General features: G+C 42.5%; 22 protein-coding genes. 18 read left to right on the forward strand and 4 right to left on the reverse strand.

What is annotated here, in order from left to right; all coding sequences use genetic code 11:
- Positions 1 to 65: 65 nt before the first annotated feature.
- Positions 66 to 1,283, forward strand: coding sequence for an acetate kinase (locus H7J92_RS08060; protein WP_009497679.1), 1,218 nt, complete (start codon positions 66 to 68; stop codon positions 1,281 to 1,283).
- 45 nt (positions 1,284 to 1,328) lie between these two features.
- Here the strand turns inward: H7J92_RS08060 and H7J92_RS08065 are convergent, their stop codons facing one another.
- Positions 1,329 to 1,781 (reverse strand): universal stress protein, encoded by a 453-nt coding sequence (locus H7J92_RS08065; RefSeq protein ID WP_009497678.1) that lies wholly within the window; start codon positions 1,779 to 1,781, stop codon positions 1,329 to 1,331.
- A gap of 238 nt (positions 1,782 to 2,019) precedes the next feature.
- Here H7J92_RS08065 and ald point away from each other — a divergent pair, with 238 nt between their 5' ends.
- Positions 2,020 to 3,141, forward strand: a complete 1,122-nt coding sequence (ald, locus tag H7J92_RS08070) for an alanine dehydrogenase (protein ID WP_078816884.1) — start codon at positions 2,020 to 2,022, stop codon at positions 3,139 to 3,141.
- A gap of 393 nt (positions 3,142 to 3,534) precedes the next feature.
- Here the strand turns inward: ald and H7J92_RS08075 are convergent, their stop codons facing one another.
- Positions 3,535 to 4,626 (reverse strand): M24 family metallopeptidase, encoded by a 1,092-nt coding sequence (locus H7J92_RS08075; RefSeq protein ID WP_221836422.1) that lies wholly within the window; start codon positions 4,624 to 4,626, stop codon positions 3,535 to 3,537.
- 107 nt (positions 4,627 to 4,733) lie between these two features.
- On the opposite strand from H7J92_RS08075, the gene H7J92_RS08080 reads away from it, so the two are divergent.
- On the forward strand, positions 4,734 to 5,411 hold the full coding sequence (locus H7J92_RS08080; RefSeq protein WP_221836423.1) for a metal-dependent hydrolase: 678 nt from the start codon (positions 4,734 to 4,736) through the stop codon (positions 5,409 to 5,411).
- A 129-nt stretch (positions 5,412 to 5,540) separates the two neighbouring features.
- Entirely contained in the window at positions 5,541 to 6,848 is a 1,308-nt protein-coding gene (locus tag H7J92_RS08085; RefSeq protein WP_221836424.1) for a DRTGG domain-containing protein, read from the forward strand.
- A 53-nt stretch (positions 6,849 to 6,901) separates the two neighbouring features.
- Here H7J92_RS08085 and H7J92_RS08090 read toward each other — a convergent pair whose 3' ends face one another.
- Positions 6,902 to 7,222, reverse strand: coding sequence for a YtpI family protein (locus H7J92_RS08090; protein WP_009497672.1), 321 nt, complete (start codon positions 7,220 to 7,222; stop codon positions 6,902 to 6,904).
- Between the two features lie 117 nt (positions 7,223 to 7,339).
- Between H7J92_RS08090 and H7J92_RS08095 the strand changes: the two genes are divergently transcribed.
- The 8 genes from H7J92_RS08095 to H7J92_RS08130 all read left to right on the forward strand — a co-directional run bounded on the left by H7J92_RS08095 (position 7,340) and on the right by H7J92_RS08130 (position 17,344).
- Positions 7,340 to 8,281, forward strand: a complete 942-nt coding sequence (locus H7J92_RS08095) for a DHH family phosphoesterase (protein ID WP_040759267.1) — start codon at positions 7,340 to 7,342, stop codon at positions 8,279 to 8,281.
- A 19-nt stretch (positions 8,282 to 8,300) separates the two neighbouring features.
- Positions 8,301 to 11,372 (forward strand): DNA polymerase III subunit alpha, encoded by a 3,072-nt coding sequence (locus H7J92_RS08100; RefSeq protein ID WP_221836426.1) that lies wholly within the window; start codon positions 8,301 to 8,303, stop codon positions 11,370 to 11,372.
- A 222-nt stretch (positions 11,373 to 11,594) separates the two neighbouring features.
- Entirely contained in the window at positions 11,595 to 12,257 is a 663-nt protein-coding gene (locus tag H7J92_RS08105) for a FadR/GntR family transcriptional regulator (protein WP_040759265.1), read from the forward strand.
- The gene (accD, locus tag H7J92_RS08110) at positions 12,254 to 13,126 is read left to right on the forward strand and encodes an acetyl-CoA carboxylase, carboxyltransferase subunit beta (protein ID WP_221836428.1); all 873 of its coding nucleotides are present in this window, start codon (positions 12,254 to 12,256) and stop codon (positions 13,124 to 13,126) included. Before H7J92_RS08105 ends, accD begins: the two co-directional genes overlap by 4 nt.
- Complete coding sequence (accA, locus tag H7J92_RS08115) at positions 13,123 to 14,076, forward strand: acetyl-CoA carboxylase carboxyl transferase subunit alpha (protein ID WP_221836432.1); 954 nt, start codon at positions 13,123 to 13,125, stop codon at positions 14,074 to 14,076. Before accD ends, accA begins: the two co-directional genes overlap by 4 nt.
- A gap of 65 nt (positions 14,077 to 14,141) precedes the next feature.
- The gene (pfkA, locus tag H7J92_RS08120; protein ID WP_221836435.1) at positions 14,142 to 15,101 is read left to right on the forward strand and encodes a 6-phosphofructokinase; all 960 of its coding nucleotides are present in this window, start codon (positions 14,142 to 14,144) and stop codon (positions 15,099 to 15,101) included.
- A gap of 43 nt (positions 15,102 to 15,144) precedes the next feature.
- A complete protein-coding gene (pyk, locus tag H7J92_RS08125) occupies positions 15,145 to 16,905 on the forward strand; it encodes a pyruvate kinase (protein ID WP_009497665.1) in 1,761 nt (586 codons plus the stop codon).
- A 55-nt stretch (positions 16,906 to 16,960) separates the two neighbouring features.
- The gene (locus tag H7J92_RS08130; RefSeq protein WP_221836438.1) at positions 16,961 to 17,344 is read left to right on the forward strand and encodes an FxsA family protein; all 384 of its coding nucleotides are present in this window, start codon (positions 16,961 to 16,963) and stop codon (positions 17,342 to 17,344) included.
- Here H7J92_RS08130 and H7J92_RS08135 read toward each other — a convergent pair.
- A complete protein-coding gene (locus tag H7J92_RS08135) occupies positions 17,337 to 18,302 on the reverse strand; it encodes an AI-2E family transporter (RefSeq protein ID WP_221836441.1) in 966 nt (321 codons plus the stop codon). The genes H7J92_RS08130 and H7J92_RS08135 overlap by 8 nt on opposite strands.
- Positions 18,303 to 18,484: 182 nt before the next feature.
- Between H7J92_RS08135 and citZ the strand changes: the two genes are divergently transcribed.
- The 6 genes from citZ to pnpS all read left to right on the forward strand — a co-directional run bounded on the left by citZ (position 18,485) and on the right by pnpS (position 24,887).
- Positions 18,485 to 19,600, forward strand: coding sequence for a citrate synthase (citZ, locus tag H7J92_RS08140; RefSeq protein ID WP_040759263.1), 1,116 nt, complete (start codon positions 18,485 to 18,487; stop codon positions 19,598 to 19,600).
- Positions 19,601 to 19,672: 72 nt separating this feature from the next.
- Positions 19,673 to 20,941 (forward strand): NADP-dependent isocitrate dehydrogenase, encoded by a 1,269-nt coding sequence (gene icd, locus H7J92_RS08145; protein WP_078816876.1) that lies wholly within the window; start codon positions 19,673 to 19,675, stop codon positions 20,939 to 20,941.
- A 256-nt stretch (positions 20,942 to 21,197) separates the two neighbouring features.
- Positions 21,198 to 22,136, forward strand: coding sequence for a malate dehydrogenase (gene mdh, locus H7J92_RS08150; RefSeq protein WP_009497660.1), 939 nt, complete (start codon positions 21,198 to 21,200; stop codon positions 22,134 to 22,136).
- A 149-nt stretch (positions 22,137 to 22,285) separates the two neighbouring features.
- Positions 22,286 to 22,771, forward strand: a complete 486-nt coding sequence (locus tag H7J92_RS08155; RefSeq protein WP_009497659.1) for a MaoC/PaaZ C-terminal domain-containing protein — start codon at positions 22,286 to 22,288, stop codon at positions 22,769 to 22,771.
- Entirely contained in the window at positions 22,761 to 23,468 is a 708-nt protein-coding gene (locus tag H7J92_RS08160) for a response regulator transcription factor (protein WP_078816875.1), read from the forward strand. The genes H7J92_RS08155 and H7J92_RS08160 overlap by 11 nt, the downstream gene beginning before the upstream one ends.
- Positions 23,469 to 24,887 carry a two-component system histidine kinase PnpS gene (gene pnpS, locus H7J92_RS08165; protein WP_078816874.1) on the forward strand — a complete coding sequence of 473 codons (1,419 nt, stop codon included), beginning with the start codon at positions 23,469 to 23,471 and terminating at the stop codon, positions 24,885 to 24,887.
- Positions 24,888 to 24,967: the final 80 nt, after the last annotated feature.

Consider the following 24,967-nt stretch of genomic DNA (forward strand, 5'->3'; position numbering starts at 1 on the left):
AGTTAGGTATTATAATAACTTGAACGTCTACCAACGTAAAAGATTACTAAGGGGTTGAGTATAAATTGCCAAAAATTTTATCAGTGAATGCGGGAAGTTCATCTTTGAAATTCCAGTTGATTGAGATGGCAACGGAAGAAGAGATTACCAAAGGATTATTCGAAAGAGTAGGAATGGATAATTCAATTTTCTCCATGACAACAAATGACAAGAAGATCGAAAAAGTACTGGATATTGCGGACCACTCACAGGCTGTTAGTATGTTGCTTGAGCATTTGCTAAGCGAAGGTGTTGTATCGTCCTACGATGAGATTGATGGAATCGGACATCGGGTCGTCCACGGAGGCGAGGTATTTAGTGATTCAGTGCTGATCACTGAAGAAGTAATTGAAAAACTCGAAGAAATTTCAGGATTTGCACCGCTGCATAATCCCGCAAATATTGTCGGTATCAAAGCTTTTAAGGAAGCTCTGCCTAACTTGCCAGCGGTAGCAATTTTCGATACTGCGTTTCATCAAACGATGCCTGAAAAAGCATTTTTATATGCACTGCCGTATGAGTATTATGAAAAATATGGTATACGGAAGTACGGTTTCCATGGTACGAGCCATAAATATGTTACAGAACGGGCTGCGAAGATATTAAATCGTCCGCTTGAAGATACGCGTCTCATTTCATGTCACTTAGGTAACGGTGCAAGTATTGCCGCTGTCAAAGGCGGCAAATCAGTAGACACGTCCATGGGCTTCACTCCTTTAGCAGGGGTGATTATGGGTACTCGTTCAGGAAATATCGACCCGGCGCTTATTCCTTACATGATGGACCGCACGGGGCAGTCTGCTGAAGAGGTAGTGAATGTACTAAATAAAAAATCAGGCTTGCTTGGCCTGAGTGGTTTTTCTAGTGATTTACGTGATATTACAGAAGCTGCGGAACAAGGTAATGAACGTGCTCAATTAGCTTTGGATGTTTTCACAGATCGGATTCATCAGCATATTGGTCAATATGCTGCTGGAATGGGTGGAGTCGATGCCATCATATTCACAGCGGGAATCGGAGAAAACAGCGCCATTGTGCGTGAAAAAGTGATGCGAGGACTAGAATTCATGGGGGTCTATTTTGATCCGAGCTTGAATAATGTCAGAGGAGAAGAAGCGTATATTAGTTTCCCTCATTCGCCTGTAAAAGTATTGATCATTCCAACGAACGAAGAGATCATGTTGGCACGTGATACGGTGCGAGTTGGCGGTATTTCAGTGGAATCTTTACAAGTATCGAAATAAAAAACTCGTTCTTCCTAGAATACCTAGGGAGAACGAGCTTTTTTGTTATTCTTGAGTTTCAGGTGTACGTACTACAAGCACATCACATTTCGCGGAACGGACGATGTTCTCGGAAACGCTGCCGATCAGGAAACGCTCCACACGGTTTAACCCTGTAGCTCCACAAATAATGAGATCTGCATTTAATTTTTTAGCAATATCACGAGGGATCAATGTTTTGGGAGAACCGTATTCAACGTGGATCTGTACGTTGTTCATACCCACTGCGGCAGCCTCGGCCTGATATTCAGTCAATAGATCTTCCGCATACTTTTGAGCTCGTTCTGCGATGGAACGATCATATGCCTCGACTGCTGCATAAGAACGCGTATCAATGATGTTGATTAAGTGTAAAGTTGCTTCGTTACGGTCTGCAATAGCGATTGCTTTTTTGAAAGCCCATTTTGCCTCATCTGATCCATCTACGGCTACGATGATGTCTTTGTACTTAAGTGCCATAATTACCACTCCATCCTTAAAGTTAGATTGTATCTACATCTACTATATTCTTCATAGCTTGCGAATATCCTTCTTTTTTTGTCGAAATATTTACCCTAAGCAATGCAAACTGAAAAGTATACGGAAAGGTTTTAAAAAACAGAGGAAAAAACTTATATTTTCTGATAAGATTAAATTTATATTAATCGGCAAGATGAAATAGGCGATTAACGTAACTTTCAATTTAGGAGGATTTCGCATGCGTATAGGTGTTCCAAGAGAAGTTAAAAACAATGAAAACCGAGTGGCAATTGCCCCTGCAAGTGTACTGACTTTAAAAACTGCTGGACATGAAGTTTTAATTGAAACAGGGGCAGGACTTGGCTCCAGCTTTTTAGACGAAGAGTATAAAGAAGCTGGAGCTACGATTGTGGCAACTGCTGCTGAAGCCTGGGGTGCAGATATGGTGCTGAAAGTAAAGGAACCAGCTGCTTCAGAATTTCAATACTTCCGTGAAGGATTGATTTTATTCACCTATTTGCATCTGGCTCCAGAACTGAATCTGACGCAAGCATTGCTTGAACATAAAGTTACTGCGATTGCATATGAAACAGTCCAATTGCCAAACGGTGCATTGCCTTTATTGGCTCCGATGAGTGAAGTGGCTGGACGAATGGCAACTCAGATCGGTGCGCAATATTTAGAAAAAACAAAGGGTGGTAAAGGAATCCTGTTAGCAGGAGTTCCAGGCGTTTCACGCGGTAAGATAACAATCATCGGTGGTGGTCAGGCGGGTACGAATGCGGCTCGTGTTGCGATCGGAATTGGTGCACATGTGACGATTCTAGATTTATCCGTAGAGAGAGTCCGCCAGTTGGACGAGTTGTTCGGGAAGGATATTCAGACGCTAGTTTCTAACCCATACAATATTGCGAATGCAGTGAAAGATGCGGACTTGGTAATTGGCTGTGTGCTTATACCGGGCGCAAAAGCACCGACTTTGGTAACGGAAGAAATGGTTAAATCCATGAAGCCGGGCTCCGTATTAATTGATATCGCAATTGACCAAGGCGGTATTTTTGAAACATCCGATCGTGTAACGACTCATGATGAACCAACCTATGTAAAACATGATATCGTTCATTACGCGGTAGCGAATATGCCGGGTGCTGTTCCTCAAACATCTACCGTTGCATTAACGAATGTAACGATTCCATACGCACTTCAAATCGCGAATAAAGGTGTAAAACAGGCTTGTTTGGATAACGAAGCACTCCGCAAAGGTATTAATACAATGGCTGGAAGCATAACATACCAAGCAGTAGCAGAAGCTCAAGAGCTTGAGCATACTCGCGTGGAAGACGTTTTGCAAAGCATATAATTGAAAAAGCAGTCCGCGCTTTGTGCGGACTGCTTTAACTTTAAATAAACATTAAGTTTATTAAGGGAGAAATGAAATAAAATAATAAAGGGCTTAAAGTTAAGGTGATTGGATGATACTTACACTTTATATATTTCCCGAAATACACAATCAACTCACTATCATCAGAAAAATATGCTAGTTGATCGTAGTGGAAGGCGGCGACTCCAGCGGGATTAGCGTGACAGGTGAGACCCCACAGGAGCGAAGCGACGAGGAGGCTCACCGCACGCCCCACGGAAAGCGTCCGCCTGGAACGGAGTTCAACGATGTTATTCCACTTGCCTATTCTTTTGTCTACAATCTAAGCAGTCCGCACATTTCGCGGACTGCTTTTTTATGTTCATAAACTAGTTAAATAATCTTCAAGTCTTTAGGGAACTTCGTCAAGACCTCAACGCCGTCCTTCGTTACCAGTACATCGTCTTCAATTCGTACGCCTGTAATCGTTGGATCGTAAATACCCGGCTCGATTGTGAAAACCATCCCTTCTTCTAAAGGGAGTTCATTCGCTGCTGTCAGAGAAGGGTACTCATGTACGGATATACCGAGGCCATGACCTATTCGGTGTGGGAAAAGTTCACCATAGCCCGCTTCTTCAATCACAGAACGAGCGGCCAGATCCACTTCTTTTGCTAATGTGCCGGGACGAACCACATCAATTGCTGCTTGCTGTGCTTTTTTAACTGTTTCATAGATTTTTAGTTGTTCGTCTGTTGGCTCGCCAAGTGCGATTGTTCGGGTAATATCTGAACAATATCCTTTATAGACGACACCTAGATCAAAAAGGATGAAATCTCCATTTTTAATAGCGCGGTCTCCGGGGATACCGTGAGGAGAAGCGGTTTTTTTACCTGAAATGACAATCGTGTCAAAGGACATCTTTTCGGCACCCTTCTGTTTGACTGCTTGTTCAACAGCTTGGACAATCTCCAGTTCGGTTTTACCTTCTTTAATTTCATTGCAACCGACTTCGATTGCGTAGTCTGCCAATTCAGCAGCTTTTCTCAAGCAGTCCAGTTCAGTTTCATTTTTAATTAACCGATAATTTGCGATTTCTCCATCCAGCTTAGCGAATTGGAGGGCGGGGAACCGTTCTTGTAAAATTTCGAACCGGTCTACTGTTATATGTTCTTTTTCTATTGCCAGTAGTGTCAATTCAGAGATGCGTTCTTGGATGGCGTTATCCAAGAATTCAAATGCGTTATCGGTGTCTTTATAGCCGACAACGCCATGGGACCAGCCGATTGCTTTTACATCCGCCACTTCCATGGCTGGACATATAATAAATGGTTCTTCTTCTTTAAAAATAACCACACCTAGTAAACGTTCATGTGGCTCACTTCGAAAATTGGTTAGATAGAAGATGTTATCGGGATTCGTAATAAGAGCGGCATCTATAGCGTGTTCGATGAGGAAATCTTGGACTTTTTTAATATTAGACATTTATGTAGCCTCCTTTGTTTTTGTTAGTATAACAAAAAAAGAGGGTTTTGCGCTGTTTTGCAGAAGGTATAGAGTACAGATTCATTAAAATTAGGAGAGTGATTTTTGTGAAAATCTCATATCACGGCCATTCGATCGTGAAAATTGAAACAAGCGGAAAGACCATACTGATTGACCCATTCATTACGGGCAATAAGCTGACAGATCTGAAAGCGGCAGATGAAAAACCGGATGTGATCTTACTGACGCACGGTCATAACGACCATGTAGGAGATACGATGGACATTGCGAAAAGGGAAGATATTCTCGTCGTTGCGCCCAATGAATTGGCGGTTTATTTAGGTTTTCAAGGATTGCGGACACACGGCATGAATATAGGCGGTTCAAAAAAGTTCGATTTTGGGACAGTCAAATATACACAAGCATTCCACAGTTCTTCTTACACAACAGAAAATAATGAAATCATATACACAGGCATGCCAGCAGGTCTGTTACTGACCATTGAAGATAAAATCATTTATCACGCGGGAGACACGGCGCTGTTCAGTGATATGAAATTGTATGCCGAAGATCCGATTGATATTGCTTTCCTTCCGATTGGCGATAACTTTACAATGGGGCCGCGCGACGCAGCGAAGGCTGTTGAGATTCTGAAGCCGAAATTAACTGTGCCTGTCCATTTCAATACGTTTCCGCCAATCGAACAGAATCCTGAAGGTTTCAAATCACTTGTAACGTCACATGAAGTGAAAATTATGGCGGCTGGAGACGTGATTGAGATCTAAAAATCCAAAATAGAGCAGTGGCGGTCGAGACGCTTTGTTATCGTCTTAGACCGTTTTTTTGATTGAATTATGGTATGATTAGCTAAAAGCCTAAACCGTTCAAACTAGGTCGGAGAAAAAGGTGAATCCATGTCAACAAAACACGAACAAATCTTGCGCTACATTGAAAGTTTGGCAGTAGGGGAGAAGATTTCTGTACGCCAAGTAGCTAAAGCGCTAGAAGTAAGTGATGGTACTGCATACCGTGCGATTAAAGAAGCTGAAAATCAGAAGCTCGTCAATACAATTGAACGTGTAGGTACCATTCGTATAGAAAAAAAGAAAAAAGAAAATATTGAACGCCTGACATTTGCTGAAGTCATCAATATCGTAGATGGCGTGGTATTAGGTGGTCGCGATGGATTACATAAAACATTAACGAAATTTGTCGTTGGAGCTATGCAGCTTGAGGATATGATACGATACATCGATGCGGGTAGCCTGCTAATTGTCGGAAACCGTTTGAAAGCCCATGAAATCGCTATAAAAGCGGGAGCGGCGGTGCTTGTAACAGGCGGATTTGATGCGACGGAAGAAGTGAAGCATCTAGCAGATGAAATGAACTTACCTGTCATTTCCACGAGCTATGATACATTCACAGTGGCTACCATGCTCAATCGCGCCATTTATGATCAGTTAATCGAAAAAGAAATTTTATTAGTAGAAGACATATTGACTCCGCTCGCCCGTACGGTAACTTTGGCCCCGGAAGACTCAGTTGATCAGTTTTTCGAAGTTAATCATCAGACGGCACACTCGGCTTATCCCGTCGTGGAGTCCGATGGAAAGTTGGTTGGGATCATCACGTCTCGTGACGTCGTCAGTAAACCGGATATGGATACTGTCGGAAAAGTCATGACCCCGGATCCCATTACCGTCAATGGGAAAATGAGCGTGGCTTCGGCAGGTCACAGCATGATTTGGGAAGGCATTGATTTAATGCCAGTTGTTTCCGAAGCGGGAATACTCGAAGGGATCATCAGCCGTCAAGATGTCTTGAAGGCACTGCAAATGACCCAGCGTCAACCGCAACAAGGTGAAACAATCGATGATATTGTAAAGAATCAAATGAAGGTCATTCCAAACGCGCCTGAAAAAATAGAATTCTCTGTTGTCCCTCAAATGACCAATCAATTCGGCTCTCTATCTTATGGCGCTATGCTCACAATCTTGAACGAAGCAGGCAGCCGAGCGATTCGTCTTCAAAAACGCGGAGAGAGCGTTCCTGAAAACGTCACGATTTATTTCATTAAACAAGTTCAGCTAGGTGCTGCAGTCACAGTTGTGCCGAAAATCTTGCACACGAGTCGGAGATTCATCAAATTGGAAATAGAGCTCTTCTCGAATGACAGTATCGTGGCAAAAGCAATGGGGATGTTCCAACTTTTTGAGAAGTAACTTGGCTGGCTTCTAACCGTGATTAAAAATAAAAAACTGATGCCGTTTGGACATCAGTTTTCGTTCAATGCTCGCTCTTCTTCAACGAACTGCTTATAATGTTTCTTCGCTTTAAGATTAAAGATCGCGACATAGCCGCCAAATACTATGAATATACCTGCCACCACATAGGTTAGAATACCTTCGAAAAACAGTATTTGATTGAGCCCAAAAAAGATCAAAAGGGCACCAAGAGCAGATCCTGCCATGCTTGCATACATCTTTTTCCGGATCGGAAACATATGGCTGGTTCGAAATTGACGAGTCTTAAAAACGAAATAAAAAACGCCGGAAGCGACGATACCAAAAACGAATAAAAAATTGACCGTTCCCATTAAAAAGCCTCCATTACATGAAAATAATCTATAGGTTTAAACCTTTAGGTCATAATACATTGTAGCGGCTTTTAACAGGAATTGCGAATACAAGAACAAGAACTTGGGGGAATCCGCATGAAAAGACAAATCATTGACACAATTGAACGCTATCAAAAAATCATTATCCATCGACATGTCCGTCCAGACCCGGACGCATATGGCTCTCAAATGGGACTTAAAGAATTAATCAAAAAAAATTATCCTGATAAAGAAGTACTGGCTGCAGGAACACATGATGAACTTCTCACTTATTTGGGGAAACCCGATCAGGTTACTGAAGCAGATTACGAAGGCGCACTCGTCATTGTTACAGACACAGCCAATACAGATCGGATAGATGGCGAATTCTTCAAACAAGGATCTTTTTTATTGAAGATTGACCACCATCCGAACGAAGATCCATACGGTGATGAGCGATGGGTGAATACGGAAGCCAGCTCTTGTTCGGAGATGATCTATACTCTTTTTGAAGAAGGTCAAGCATCGTATGGCTGGGAAATTTCAACAGAAGCAGCTCGTTTTTTATTCGCTGGAATTGTGGGAGATACTGGACGTTTTATGTTCCAAAGCACTACAGAAAAAACATTTGAAATTGCGAGTTCACTTATCAAACAACCTTTTGATCGAACGAAATTATTTGCAGGAATGTATGAAGTAGAGCGTAAAATCTTGCACCTCCAAGGTTATATTTATCAAAACTTCACAATTGATGAACATGGAGCCGCGTATATTAAATTGACCCGTGAGATACTTGATCAATTTGATGTGACAGTTTCTGAAACTTCACAGCTGGTCGGTTCATTAGGGAATGTCGAAGGGATCTGTGCGTGGATTATTTTCGTTGAAGAAGACGATCAAATCCGTGTTCGCTTACGCTCAAAAGGTCCTGTGATTAACACCTTGGCGATGCAATATAACGGAGGCGGGCATCCACTTGCATCCGGAGCATCGGTCTATTCGTGGGATGAAGCAAATGAAGTCATTGTGAAGCTAGCAGAAATTTGTAGAAATTACTAAGCAGAGCTGAGGGATTGAAATGAACCTGATGTATCCGCAAATCGTTACTGGCGCAGACTTATTGCGCGGAATCGTAAAGTTAGATGAATTGGCTCCTCTTTTACAACAAAGGGGAGCTAGTTCGGCTGCAATCGTAAATAGTAAACTGTACGGTGTACGATCGTTCAGTAAGATGTTGTCAAAATACGGCATACGTCCAGTGATCGGTCTATCAGTCAAAGTGTCGATTGAGGACAAAGATCTTCTTCTATATGTGTATGCAAAAAATCAATTAGGTTTTTCGAATCTAATGAAAATGAGCAGTGCCATATCGACACGTGAAGAGGAAAACCTACCGCTTTCTTGGTTGCATGCATATCGGGAAGGTTGCTGGGTCATTTGTGCGTTAACGGATTCTTCATGGGCTGCACACAGGACCGCTGAGATTGTGCAACAGTTAGTGGAAGCACAAGCGGATCAGTCGACGTTTATTGGGATTGGTCGACCAGGCGGAGCAAAACACGCCGAAGAAGACCGCATGATCGAACTGGCAGGAGAATGTAAACTGCAAATTGCTGCATGCCATGAAACTCGTTTTCTGCATGCGGAAGATTTTCCTTCCTATGAAGTGGCAACCGCGATTCGTAAAGGCTATAAATTAAATGACCCTCAAAAACCTCCGAATCGTTTTCGCCAAGCGTATTTACCTCAGGCACATGAACTGTCTGAATGGTTCCATGACCATCCCGAATGGCTGCTACTGACTACGGAAATTCTCAGTGCATGCCAAGTGAACATATCAAATCAAGATTTTCAACTTCCTACATTTCCAATTCCTGCGGGACGAACCGCTATTTCCGTACTAACAGAAAAATGCCAGAAAGGTCTCCAGAGTCGTTTTCAGCAACTACCTGCTGAGTATGCAAAACGTTTGAACTATGAATTGGAGATCATTGAGCAGATGGGGTTCACTGATTATTTCTTGATTGTTGAAGATTATGTCCGCTATGCAAAAAACGAGAAAATACTCGTCGGTCCGGGCCGGGGTTCATCTGCCGGATCTTTAGTTGCCTTTGCTCTAGGTATCACGGAAGTAGATCCAATTCATTATGGATTGCTATTTGAACGATTTTTGAATCCTGACCGTGTGACGATGCCGGATATCGACATCGATTTCGCAGATAATCGCCGAACGGAAGTGGTCAATTATGTGGCGGGTACATACGGCAAGCAACACGCGGCACAAATCATCACGTTTGGAACATTGTCAACGAAAGCTGTCGCAAGGAATATAGCGAGAGTTCTGGATTTCACTCCAGAAGAAGTACGTTTTATGTCCAATGAATTAAACAGTGGACGTTCATTCAAAGACACGGTCCAGCAGTCCCGAAAACTGCAGGATTGGATTTCGGTTGATCCTCGCAGAGCCCTTTGGCAGCAATCTGCGGAAAGACTGGAAGACTTGCCGAGAAACGCTTCCACGCACGCAGCGGGCGTTGTACTGTCGACCGATCCGCTTGTCAATTTTGTGCCGTTGCAAATTGGTACAGAAGAAGTATTTTTAACGCAGTGGGCCATGAAGGATGTCGAAGAGGCCGGCTTGTTGAAAATGGACTTTCTGGGTCTGAGAAATTTAACATTACTCGACAGGATTCGTTCAATGGTCCAGTACAATAAAAAATTGGAGATTGATTTTGAAAGCATCCCGCTGGATGATCCGGCAACGTACACTTTGTTCAAAAAAGGGGATACGACAGGGATTTTCCAGTTTGAGTCACCTGGCATGCGGCGGGCATTGCAAACCATTCGTCCGGATAATTTCAATGATCTGTACTCGGTAAATGCCTTGTACCGACCGGGACCGATGGAATTCATTCCTCTCTATAGCCGCCGTAAAAACGGACAGGAGCCGACAACGTACGATATACCGGAATTACAGCCGATTTTAGCAGAAACATACGGAATCATCATCTATCAAGAGCAAATCATGAAAATCGCTGTTGAAATCGCCGGATTCACTTTAGCTGAAGCGGATTTATTACGACGGGCCATCAGTAAAAAGAATCAACAAGTGTTAGAAAAAGAGCGGCAGCATTTTATTGCAGGTGCAACGAAAAAAGGGTTTGATCATGCCAAGGCGAATAACGTCTATAATCTAATCGTCAAGTTCGCGGACTATGGTTTTCCGAAAAGTCATGCCGTTGCGTATACGTTAATTTCCTATCGCCTGGCTTTCTTTAAGGCAAATGAACCGACATATTTTTATGCGGCTTATCTATCTTCACTGACAGGCAGCAAAGATAAAATGATGGAACTAATTCGAGAAATTAAAGCGAAAGGAATGGAGATTCATCCGCCTTCCGTAACGAACAGCCGCTATTCGCATACTGTGGAAGGAAACGCTATTCGTTTAGGCCTTGGGGCGATTAAAGGAGTGACCTTTGCTTTCTATCAGCAATTAGCTATTGCTAGAGAGAATCAACAATGGTCGTCGATGTTTGATATGGCTATTGCTTTGGGTGCTGATCATTTCACTGAAAAGACATTGATTCCACTGATCAAAGCAGGTGCCCTAGATGGGTTCGGAGAGACACGAGCAGTTCTATTGGCCTCTATCGATGCGGCACAATCGCATGCATTGTATATAGGGGATGACGCGCTAAGCGAACAATTCAAATTCAATTCACATCCGAAATACAATCCAGGCGGAACGATGGATCGTTTAACGGTGCTGGCCTTTGAACGTGATACCTTAGGATTTTATTTATCTGAACATCCTATAGAAGAGTTAAAACGCAATGCCACCGATCTTATTCAGCCGATTTCATCTCTGCTTGATTTAAGGCCAGGCGCCAAAGTCAAATGTATGGGCATTATTTTATCGATTAAGCGGATCCGAACGAAAAAAGGAGAAGCAATGGCTTTTCTGACTCTGCAAGATGAGACGGAAGAAATTTCTTGTACAGTATTTCCGAAGCTTTATGCGCAAATTAGTGTTCACTTGAATGAAAACCAATTTGTTCAATTAGCAGGAACGATTGATTATCGAAATCATGCTGTTCAGGTAATCATTGACCAAATGACTCCCTTGTCGACTCATGAAAAAGAATGAAATAGAACAGAAAAAAAGCGTTAGCCAGACATGACACAAGACGCGTCATTGCTGGCTGTGCGCTGTACTATTACAAAGCGAGCGTTCAGTCAGTGCGAAATTTGACGGAAAAAAACTATCGAAACTTTCCCATTTATGCTTTACGGAGAGGAATCTTTTTTGTATGCTAGTAAGCAAGGTGGTCTGACCACTTTGCCGGCAGAACGAAAAAGGAGTTCTTTTATGCAAAATTCACAATCGTCATCCAAGAGATTTTTGGATATTATCGGAGAGCTGCAATCGCTGATCAAAGAGCAAGGTATCCAATATGGCGATAAATTGCCCTCTGAGCGACATCTTGCCGAGCAGTTGCAGGTTAGCAGGACAGCAGTCCGAGAAGCGTTGCGCAGTATGGAATTGCTTGGCTTGATTGAAACGAGACGCGGAGAAGGAACTTTTTTATCTGATTTTAAAAAACACCAATTGGTTGAGGTCCTCTCCACGTTTATCATGCAACAAGCTCGATCTGTCCAAGACGTTGTGGAAACTCGAATGATTCACGAACGTGCAGCCATCACCACTGTAACTGAAAATGAGGAACTGCGCGCATTGCCTGTTTGGAAGGGCATGCAAGTTAAATTAAATGAAGAAGAAGCTGTTTTCTTAAGAGAAGACGTGATACGTGAAACGATTATCGCGACGGAAAATCGACTTTCCTTAAAAATTTGGTTTTTATTGAAACAATATAGCGGAGTCTCTTTTGATGTGGCGATCATTGCCCCAGAAGAAATAGAGGTAGTGGGCGCTCTGTTAGAAGAAATGATGGCAGGCAATACACAGCAGGCCATAGCCTATTATGCACAATGGATGAACCGAGTCGAGGGAGAAAGAAGGGAAATGGAATGAGTATCCGAGAGTTATTTAAAAAGAAGTCAAAAGAAGAAAACCACACGATTCCATCAATGAAAAGCAAAAATGACGTACCAGAAGGCATCATGACTAAATGTCCTGAATGTAAGTTTGTAATATTGACAAAAGACCTGATGAAAAACGCCAAAGTTTGCCCGGAATGTCAACATCATTACAAGATGACTGCACAGGAAAGAATCGAGCATTTATTGGATGCTGAGAGCTTTGAATCAATGGATGATCACCTGAAAACAGAAAACCCTCTAGATTTTCCTTCCTATACGGAGAAAGTCCAGGCAGATTCAGAAGCGACAGGGTTAAATGAAGCAGTGTTAACAGGAGTCGGCACTATTCAAGGTAAGCAAGTTGCGGTTGCTATTATGGATGCGCATTTCAGAATGGGTTCAATGGGTTCTGTCGTAGGCGAGAAAATCACAAGAACTGTAGAAAAAGCAACGCAACTAGGAATTCCAATGTTGATCTTTTCCGCTAGCGGTGGGGCGAGGATGCAAGAAGGAGTCCTTAGTTTGATGCAAATGGCGAAAGTAAGTGTTGCTCTTAAACGTCATGCCAACAAGGGCTTGCTTTTTGTATCGATTATGACCTATCCGACAACAGGCGGAGTCTCAGCAAGCTTTGCTTCTGTTGGAGATATCAATCTGGCGGAACCAAAGGCACTTATCGGTTTTGCTGGACGTCGTGTCATTGAACAGACAGTCAGGGAGAAATTGCCGGAAGACTTCCAAACGGCAGAGTTCTTACTTAGTCACGGACAAGTTGATGCTGTCGTTCATCGATGCGATATGGTGGATGTAATGGATAGAATTATTAAGCTTCACGCAGGGAAGGAGACGGATCGTGCATGAGTAAAACATTAGCTTTTGAAGAACCCATCGTGAAACTGCGTGAAAAAATTAGTGAATTAGAAGAGTATACGACAGTAAATGATGTTGACCTTTCAACGGAAATCGTGAATTTGAAAAGCCGTTTGGCGAAATTGGAAAAAGATATTTATGAGAATATGGAGCCGTGGGATCGTGTACAAGTCGCTCGACACCCTATGAGACCGACAACTACTGACTATATCCAGTATCTTTTCGAAGACTTTATAGAGCTTCATGGCGATCGGAACTTCGGTGATGACGAAGCGATTGTAGGAGGCATTGCATCATTTGACCAAATGCCGATCACAGTCATTGGCCATCAGCGAGGGAAGGATACGAAAGAGAATGTCAGAAGAAACTTCGGAATGCCTCACCCGGAAGGATATCGCAAAGCGCTTCGTTTAATGAAGCAAGCCGAAAAATTCAATCGCCCAATTATATGCTTCATTGACACAAAAGGAGCTTACCCCGGGAAAGCCGCTGAAGAGCGTGGCCAAAGTGAAGCAATTGCACGGAACTTGGTGGAAATGGCAGGATTGAAAGTGCCTGTAATTTCGATTGTCATCGGTGAAGGCGGAAGTGGCGGGGCGCTGGCATTAGGCGTGGCCAACCATATCCATATGCTTGAGAACTCTACGTACTCTGTCATTTCACCAGAAGGGGCCGCTTCGATTCTATGGAAAGATCCAAAACTTGCGAAGCAGGCAGCGGAAGCGATGAAAATAACGGCTCCAGATCTTAAAGAAATGAACATCATTGATGAAATCATTCCTGAAGTTCTAGGCGGCGCCCACCGAGATGCAAATCAGCAAGCGATCGAGATTCGCGATACATTGCGCAGATCATTAAAAACGCTGTTTGAGTTGTCATCGGAAGCGTTAATCGATGCACGCTATGAGAAATTCCGTAATATCGGCGTGTTTTCTGAATGAAAGGTGCGGAATAACCGCATCTTTTCATCCTTACATACTAATTTGATGTGAAAGGAGTGTGGAGAATGAGGAAAATTGCAGTGTTGACGAGCGGAGGCGACGCGCCTGGAATGAATGCGGCGATTCGTTCGGTTGTCCGGAAGGCGATATTTGAAGGCTTGGAAGTCGCAGGTGTATTCAATGGTTATCAAGGGTTGATTGATGGGAAAATTGAACAGTTCCAACTTGGGTCGGTAGGCGATATCATTCAAAGGGGCGGAACTGTTTTACGTTCAGCCAGATGTCCTGAATTCATGACAGAAGAAGGCCGCCAAAAAGCAGTGCGACAGATTAAGCTTCACGGTATAGAAGGTATCGTGATCATCGGTGGTGACGGTTCTTTCCGCGGAGCTAATGAACTCGTCAAGCTGAATATACCGTGTGCTTGTGTACCGGCTACGATTGACAATGATATCAATGGCACAGAGTTTACGATTGGTTTTGATACTGCGCTCAACACGGTAATTGAAGCGATTGATAAAATCCGAGACACTGCCACCTCACATGAACGTTCATTTATCATAGAGGTCATGGGGCGGGATGCAGGTGACCTGGCGTTATGGGCCGGCCTTGGCGGCGGAGCGGAGTCCATTCTACTTCCTGAAAAGGAGTTTGACGTGACTTCAGTCGTCAACCGTATAAAGAAAAGTGCTGATCGTGGAAAAAAACACAGTATTATCGTTTTGGCTGAAGGGATGATGCCCGCAAATGAATTGGCGGAGATTCTAAAAAAAGAAGCTAATGTCGATACGCGTGTTTCTGTTTTGGGGCATATTCAGCGGGGGGGTTCACCATCTGCACGAGACCGCGTCATTGCCAGCCAATATGGCGCACGTGCGGTTGAAGCTCTGATGGAAGGAAAAAGAAGTGCTGCCATTGGTATGAGAAATCATAAAGTGGTAGACTATAATTTAGAGGAAGTCTTTACGAAGCGAGAAAAGTTAGATCTGTCATTATTGGATTTAGCTGAAACTTTATCCATTTAATTGTTATCACTAGAGTCTACATGACACAGAGGAGCGATAGTTAGTGAGGAAGACAAAAATTGTGTGTACAATCGGTCCAGCAAGTGAATCGTATGAATCACTGAATAAGCTGATTGACGCAGGGATGAACGTGGCACGTCTGAACTTCTCCCATGGCACCCAAGAAGAACATAAAGTACGTATCGAAAGAATTCGTAAGGCGGCTAAAGAAAGAGGAAAAGTCGTCGGGATTTTACTGGATACGAAGGGTCCTGAAATCAGAACACATAAAATGAAGGACGACCAAATCGAGCTAGTCAGAGGACAAGCAATCGATATTTCGATGGAGGAAGTGCTTGGGACTGAAGAAGTTTTTTCAGTCACGTATAAAGAGCTGATCAATGATGTAGATCGCGGTTCATTCGTACTTTTGGATGATGGACTGATTGAGCTGGAAGTTACCGGCAAAGATAATGACAAAGGGTTGATTCATACTAAAGTGATCAACGCAGGTCCATTGAAAAACAATAAAGGTGTTAACGTACCAAATGTTTCTGTACAGCTTCCGGGGATTACGGATAAAGACAAAGAAGATATTCTGTTTGGTATTGAGCAAGGAGTCGATTTCATTGCAGCTTCCTTTGTTCGACGCGCAGCAGATGTGATAGAGATTCGCGAATTGCTTGAAAACAATAATGGCGGACAGATCCATATTGTGCCGAAGATCGAAAATCAAGAAGGCGTCGACAATTTGGATGCAATACTTCAATTATCAGATGGATTAATGGTAGCTCGCGGAGACTTAGGCGTCGAAATACCGGCTGAAGAAGTTCCTTTGGTTCAGAAGATGATGATTAAGAAATGTAACCAGTATGGAAAGCCGGTTATTACGGCCACTCAAATGCTTGATTCCATGCAGAGAAATCCGCGCCCGACGAGAGCGGAAGCAAGCGACGTAGCGAATGCCATCTTGGATGGCTCTGATGCAGTCATGCTATCAGGCGAAACGGCAGCAGGGATGTATCCAGTAGAGTCTGTTAAAATAATGGATAAGATTGCAGTTTCTACAGAAGACTCCATGGACTTCCACTCGGTTGTTTCCTCCAGAACAAGAGGAAAAGAAGGAAACCTTACAGAAGCGATTGGACAAGCGGCTGCCTATACAGCTCTAAATCTTAATGTAAAAGTAATTTTGGCACCGACAGAAAGTGGTCAAACTGCTGAGATGATTGCGAAATACCGCCCAGGTGTTCCGATTATCGCAGTGACACGTTCTGAATCTGTTTCTAATAAACTGACACTCGTGTGGGGGGTATATCCTATCGTCGGCAAAAAAGCGTTGGATATTGATGGGATCCTCCAAGAATCTGTTGAAGAAAGTGTCAAGCATCAATACGTCACACATGGGGATGTCGTCATCATCACTGCAGGTGTTCCAGTTGGAGAAGCAGGTACTACTAACCTAATGAAATTGCATGTGATCGGTGATTTAATCGCACGCGGACAAGGTATCGGTAAAAATGTGGCGTTTGGAAAAGCGAAAGTCATCAATTCGGCAAGGGAAGCACTGACTCAAATAGCTGAAGGCGACATCATCGTGACGAAATCAACCGATCGTGATATGTATGCAGCGCTTGAGAGATGTGCAGGTATTATCACAGAAACTAGCGGGCTGACGAGTCATGCAGCAGTAGTTGGTTTAAGTCTAGGTGTTCCTGTTATCGTCGGTGTTGAAAATGTAACATCAATAATTAAAAATGGAAGCGACATTACAATGGATGCAGCGAGCGGTGTTATCTACAACGGTCACGCGAAAGTATTGTAATTCATTCAGACCGCTGTTCTCATTATGAGAAGGCGGTCTTTTAGGAGGTTAATATATGAAATGGTTAGTAGGTCTGTTCATCATTGTTCCAACTGCAGAGTTGGCTTTATTGATAGTTACCGGTAAAACACTAGGAGTGCTTCCGACAATCTTAATCATACTTGTGACGGGGTTCGGAGGTGCCTATCTAGCGAAAAAACAAGGTTTTCGGGCTTGGCGAGATCTTCAATATCGCTTGGCGAATAGGGAAACACCTGGAAAAGCCTTGGTAGATAGTGTTTGTATATTTTTCGGCGGACTATTGTTGTTGATGCCTGGATTTTTGACAGACATCCTAGGATTTATATTGCTATTTAGTTGGCCGCGTAAAATTTTATATCCATTTATTGTGAAGTGGATTTACAATAAGATGAAAAACGGGCAAATTCGCGTTATGTGAAGGTAGGATGTTCTTTTACTTTCAAAGCTAAAAATAAAAAGAATGGTAAAAATATAATGCCGTAAATGCCAAATAAATAGACTGCACATGCAGTAATGAGAAACGAATGAACGGTTCTTAATTTGAAAGTATGAGCCCATAAAAAAGATTCAGTCATCTGCCTTGTGATGAGCAAAACGATATATAGAATGAGCAAACCGATTGCTAATTGTACGTGATCTATGTAAAACGCAAATGCAATCATTGGTAAAAAGACTAATCCAATTCCTAAAAAAGGAATACTGTCGACCATGGAAATTAAAAATGCTTTTGTCAAAAAAGAGTCGAAACCGAGCAACCAAAAACCGATACTCATGAGTGAAAAGGTAATGAAAAAAAGCCGTATTTGAACAGAAAAGAAATGCCCCATCAGGCTGCTGGCTTTTGAAAAAATACGTGTCGCAGCGGGGCGGAATTTTTTGGGGAAATAAACTAAAAACCAAAAGCGATTCTTCGCACTTTCTCGTAATGCAAAGAAATAAGCAATAACGAACATGAAGATGCTAAACAATTGTTGGAATAACTTTTGGAAAAAACTTAAAATTCCTTCCATTGCTTCATGACTGGACTGTATAAAGCTCTCTGATACTGCGTGAAAATCCAGCCCTTTGCTGTCAATCATCTCCAAGACTAAGACCAACTGATCTTCAACTGTCCAAAGAACTGAAATAAAGCCGTTCACCGAAAAGAAAACAAATGCGTACATTAAAAGCGCAAGGATGAACATAATGATTAAGGTAGCTAAAAAAGCTGGTAATTTAGTTAAAGATATTAAAGAGTTCACAAGCGGGGCAGTGAAAAAAGCTAAAATTATTGCGAAGCCAATAGGCGGGATGATCACTACAAACAGGACAATGAATAAAGCGGGTAACCATTGCCGTGAGTACGTTTGTAGGCGTTTAGAGTCGATCGATATCATAATTTCTGCCCGCTCCTTTCGAATAATTATAAACAAAAAACATCTTTACCATTCACAAAACTGTAAAAGTTGCTTATAATGGACATTGTAAGCGTTTTAGATAAAAATATAATTAGCAGATGGCCGTCATTCTGCACTCCGCATCCGGGGGATGGCCAGACTGGGAAGAAGGAGAGAATATCATGACAGCAACAAAAGGATTGGAAGGTATCATTGCGGCACAAACTCAAATCAGCTCCATTATCGATGACACACTTACGTATGTAGGGTATGGCATTGACGATCTAGCAGAGAACGCTAGTTTTGAAGAAGTAGTTTACCTCCTTTGGCATAAGCGCCTGCCAAGTGCAGACGAGCTTGCTGAGTTAAAACAGCAACTAGAAGAGCATGCGGAAATACCACAAGGAGTAATCGACCACTTTAAAACTTATCCAATCGACAAAGTGCATCCGATGGCAGCACTACGCACAGCAATCTCACTTCTTGGATTATACGATGATAAAGCTGAAGATATGTCACCTGAAGAAAATTACAAAAAGGCGATTAAACTTCAAGCAAAAGTTGCAACTGTTGTTACTGCTTTCGCGCGTATCCGTAAAGGACAAGAGCCAGTAGCGCCTAAAAAGGGCCTTAGCTATGCGGCAAACTTCCTTTACATGCTTTCTGGGGAAGAGCCTGCTGATATCGCGGAAGAAGCATTCAACAAAGCACTTGTACTACATGCAGACCATGAATTGAACGCATCTACTTTCACAGCGCGTGTATGTGTCGCAACTCTTTCTGATATGTATTCTGGTGTAACTGCTGCAATTGGCGCTCTTAAAGGGCCGCTACACGGCGGAGCTAACGAAGCGGTTATGAATATGCTAATGGAAATCGGCGATGAGGAAAAAGTCGAGCCATATATTCGTGAAAAGCTAGCAAACAAGGAAAAAATCATGGGCTTCGGTCACCGTGTCTACCGCAAAGGTGATCCACGTGCGAAGCATTTACGTGAAATGTCTAAGAAATTAACTGCTCTTCGCGGTGAAGAAAAATGGTATAACATGTCTGAGAAAATCGAATCAATTGTAACAGGCGAAAAGAATTTGCCTCCAAATGTTGATTTCTACTCCGCTTCGGTATATCATTCATTAGACATCGATCATGATATTTTCACACCTATTTTTGCGGTTTCTCGTTTTTCAGGATGGATTGCACATATCCTGGAGCAATACGAAAACAATCGCTTGATCCGCCCACGTGCAGAATACGTAGGACCAGGCATGCAGAAATATGTTCCAATCAATGAACGATAAAAACTAGTAAATTTCGTGGGGCGGTATCTCGTATACCGGCCCACTGATTTTGAACTCAGGAGGATATCAATAATGGCTAATGATGGAAAGATTACAGTAACTAACGGTGTTTTAAACGTCCCAGATCACGCAACGATTCCTTTCATTATAGGCGACGGTACGGGTCCAGATATTTGGAACGCAGCATCACGCGTAATTGAAGCGGCTGTTGAGAAGGCTTATGACGGTAAAAAGAAGATTAATTGGTTAGAAGTTCTTGCAGGGGAAAAAGCATTTAATCAAACTGGTGATTGGCTTCCGAAAGAAACTCTCGACACAATTGACGAATATCTTATCGCGATTAAAGGACCGCTTACAACACCAATCGGTGGAGGATTCCGTTCATTGAACGTAGCTTTGCGTCAAGAACTTGATCTTTACACTTGCTTGCGTCCAGTTCGTTATTTCGAAGGAGTACCTTCACCCGTGAAACGTCCTGAGGATTGTGACATGGTTATTTTCCGTGAGAACACAGAAGATATCTACGCGGGGATCGAGTACCAAAAAGGTTCTGACGATGCGAAAAAATTAGTTAACTTCCTTCAAACTGAGCTAGGTGTTGATAAGATCCGTTTCCCTGAAACTTCCGGTCTTGGAATCAAACCGATTTCTGAAGAAGGAACGAAACGTCTTGTCCGTGCTGCGTTGAACTATACGATCAATGAAGGCCGTAAATCATTGACACTTGTTCACAAAGGTAACATCATGAAGTTCACAGAAGGCGCATTCGCAAGCTGGGGATATGAAGTGGCTGAAGAAGAATTCGGCGACAAAGTATTCACGTGGAAAGAATATGACCGTATCAAAGAAGCTGACGGCACTGAAGCAGCGAACAAAGCACAAACTGACGCAGAAGCTGCTGGTAAAATCATCGTAAAAGATGCGATTGCAGATATCTTCTTGCAACAAATCTTGACTCGTCCTAAAGAATTCGACGTAGTTGCTACAATGAACTTGAACGGTGACTACATCTCAGATGCACTAGCTGCACAAGTTGGCGGAATTGGTATCGCTCCAGGAGCGAACATCAACTATGTAACTGGACATGCAATCTTCGAAGCAACTCACGGTACTGCACCTAAATACGCTGGATTGGATAAAGTTAACCCTTCATCCGTACTTCTTTCAGGCGTTATGATGCTAGAACACCTTGGTTGGAATGAAGCAGCTAATTTAATCACAGCTTCTATCGAAAGCACAATTGCGTCTAAAGTCGTGACGTATGATTTCGCACGTCTAATGGACAACGCAACTGAAGTCAGCACATCTGGTTTCGCTGATGAATTAATCAAAAATCTATAAGAAATAATTAAGAGGGGGAATTCATTCTCCCTCTTTATCTACATTCAGCAACAGACTTTCACCTCTATAGGTGGCGGGATGAAAGCTTTATATTTACTGTTTAGCGGTGTTCAAACGCCTGCTGAATAAAGACGGAGCCTCCGGCGGATGTCACAGGTTTTGAAAGGAGTTAATCGAGCTTGCTCGATTCAAAATCTAGACGCAATTACACCGAGGCGTAATTGATAGTAAATTGTTCTGAAAAGGGGAGTTTTACATGTCATTGAAGCGTAAAAAAGTATCGGTTATCGGATCTGGTTTTACCGGAGCAACAACTGCATTTCTTTTGGCTCAAAAAGAACTTTGTGATGTCGTAATTGTGGATATTCCTCAGATGGAAAATCCAACAAAGGGCAAAGCATTGGACATGTTGGAGGCTGGTCCGGTTCAAGGTTTCGACGCAAATATCATAGGGACTTCTAATTATGAAGATACAAAGGATTCAGATGTCGTTGTCATCACTGCAGGTATTGCACGTAAACCAGGAATGAGCCGTGACGACTTAGTTCAGACCAACCAAAAAGTAATGAAATCAGTAACAGCTGAGATCGTGAAATATTCACCAAATACGACGATTCTAGTGTTAACCAATCCAGTTGATGCGATGACGTATACCGTTTATAGGGAATCTGGCTTTCCGAAAGAACGCGTAATCGGTCAGTCTGGAGTTTTAGATACTGCTCGTTTCCGTACATTTGTCGCACAAGAATTAAATCTTTCCGTAAAAGATGTGACTGGTTTTGTATTGGGCGGTCACGGGGATGATATGGTTCCGTTAGTGCGTTATTCAACAGCAGGTGGTGTACCGTTGGAAAACTTGATTTCTGCAGGCCGTCTGGAAGAAATCGTAGATCGGACGCGCAAAGGTGGAGCTGAGATCGTCAATCTTTTAGGTAATGGTTCTGCATACTATGCACCTGCCGCTTCATTAGTGGAGATGACAGAAGCAATCCTTAAAGATCAAAAACGTGTCTTGCCATCTATTGCATTCCTTGAAGGAGAGTATGGCATGGACGGTATATACTTAGGTGTGCCGACTGTGTTAGGTGCAGGCGGTATCGAAAAAATTATAGAACTGGAATTAACGGACGATGAAAAAGCGGGTCTTGAGAAATCAGCTGACTCTGTGCGTGCGGTAATGAATGTTCTGGCATAATGAATGTCTGAAGAAACGAGCAGCGAATGAAGCTGCTCGTTTTTTTATGTAACTCGATTTTTCGCAAAGAGATTGCTATACTTTAACTAATTGAATAGATCTTCGTTCGCTTTACTGGATAATCCGGAAGTATACTAGGGGGGATTTCTTTGTTGAAAGGTAAACGTATAACGATTGGGAAAGAAATGGCCGAGTTGGAAGTTGGAGAGAGGCTAAGCCTTACTGAGAAAATTGAGGATAAAGACTTGATGCTCTATTTAGGGCTGACAAATGATGCGAATCCGCTGTATATTCAGCATGACTATGCAGCTGAGACCATTTATGGACAGCCGATTGTGCCGCCGATTATGTTGACGGGTATCGTGACAGCTGCAGTTTCAAAGCACTTGCCTGGCCCAGGCGCGCACATTATCCGTCAACAACTACATTTTCCAAAGCCGGTATATCACTATGCGATTGTCGAGTTTTTCTTGGAAATTACTAAGTTGGAGCTCGCAACAAATCAAGTAACGATTTCAGTAGATGCGATCGATGACGAGGGAGAGTGTGTCATGAGCGGGGAAGTAGTCGTCAAGACGCCTGAAAAAACAAACACCGAACAATTGTCGAAAAAAGGAGTTATTAATGGAAACTAAACAACAGAAGGTATTGATCGTAGAAGATGAACAATCGATTCAAAAACTATTAGAATTTACTCTTAAGCAAGCGAATTATCACACAATCTTGGCCAGTGACGGTGAACAAGCTCTATCACTCGTTTTAGATGAAGAGCCCGATTTGATTATTTTAGATTTGATGCTTCCTAAAATTGAGGGCATAGAAGTGTGCAGAATGCTGAGAAAGCAAGATATTGAAACTCCGATCATAATGCTGACCGCAAAAGGCGAAGAGATGGACAAAATCATCGGTCTTGAGATGGGGGCAGATGATTATATGACAAAACCTTTCAGTCCACGCGAAGTGGCAGCTCGGGTAAAGGCGGTTCTTCGGCGTACCGGCGAAAAAAAGGTCCAAAAAATAAAAGAAGAAATTCTAGAAGCAGGACAATTAGTCGTCTATCCTGAGCGTTTTGAAGTCTATCTCGATAAAAAACAATTAGATTTCACACCTAAGGAATTTGAGCTGCTCGTCTATTTCATGCGTCATACCAACCGTGTACTCACACGTGATCAGCTTCTTCAAGCTGTCTGGAATTATGATTTTGCGGGCGATACGAGAATCGTGGACGTCCATGTCAGCCATCTGCGCGATAAAATCGAAGAAAATACAAGAAAGCCTCGTTACATCAAAACGATGAGAGGGGTAGGCTATAAATTCGGAGAGCAAATTTAAATGAAGAACTATTATTCGAGCCTGCTCGCTGCGTCTGCGATAATTTTATCCATCTTATTAATTGTACTTGGAATTATCCTAGGTCAATTTTTTCACTTATTCGCAGAAGATGTCGACCCAATCATTCAACAAACGTATTGGGTCTTTCTTTTACTTACACTTGTATTAGTATTCATCGTCATGATGTTTGTGATGGCAAAATTACTCCAGCAATACGTTCAACCCATCGACCATTTTACGGATATCGCTCATCAGCTGGCTTCAGGTAACTACTTAGCGAGAGCTCAAGTGGAAGATGGTCATATGAATCAGCAGTTGACGATCACAATCAATCAGATAGCCAGGAATCTGCAAGAGAATTCGATTCTGCGTGCGATGGAACAGGAACGACTTAAGACATTGATCAGCAGTATCGGCAGCAGTCTTCTTGTATTTGGTCGGCAAGGCGCTGTCAATCTTGTAAACCGTGTGTTTGAAGAAACATTTCATCGAACTGGCGAAGATCTAATGGGGAAGACTTATAAAGATATCGGATTACCAGAAGATATTGAGAAGGAAATTGAAGCGATTTTTTTAACGGAAGAAGTTCGCTCATTCCAATCAAAAATTCGTTTGGAAGGCGATATAGTTCATTTGGAAGTGTACGGTGCTCCAGTTATTGGGGAAAATGGGAATTGGCTAGGGATCGTTGTCATCATGCATGACATTACGGAGTTGATTCACCTTGAACAAATACGTAAAGATTTTGTTGCAAATGTCTCTCATGAATTGAAAACCCCTGTCACATCAATTAAAGGATTTTCTGAGATGCTATTGGATGGGGAACTTGAAGACTCTGCGCTTAAAAAAGAATTTCTTGAAATCATCTACAAAGAAAGTAATCGGCTCCAACTGCTAATTGAGGATTTACTTCGTTTGTCGAGTATGGAACGCGGAAGTTTTGAAATTACGAGTAAACCTGTAAATATGATTGAAGTTATTAAGCAATCTATCCAAATTGTTCAAACCAAGTTGCAGAAAAAAGATATGGAAGTTGTATTAAATATGCCGCAACAATTAATAATCCCTGCGGATCACGACCGTCTTGTACAAGTGATGGTCAATTTGCTGAATAACGCTATTGCCTATTCACGAGAGGAAACTACGATTACTGTATCGGTTCAGGAAGTATCTGACTTTGTCAATATTGATGTCAGTGACGAAGGAATGGGCATCACATCTTCTGAGCTGCCACGCTTGTTTGAGCGCTTCTACCGTATCGATCGTGCGAGAAGCAGGGAATCGGGCGGTACGGGACTTGGTTTGGCAATTGTCAAACACATAGTAGAAGCACATAACGGATCTGTTACGGTTGATAGTGAAATAGGGATCGGCACCACCTTTAAAGTACAGCTTCCAGTAAGTGAATCTAAACAATGATATACAATTCTCTATTTCATTGAAACTAAATTGCCGGTTGTTCCGTAAAGTAAACATACAGAGAAAAGGGAGGAACAATT

Origin of the sequence: Sporosarcina aquimarina (assembly GCF_019748715.1) — a bacterium.
Classification (GTDB): domain Bacteria; phylum Bacillota; class Bacilli; order Bacillales_A; family Planococcaceae; genus Sporosarcina; species Sporosarcina newyorkensis.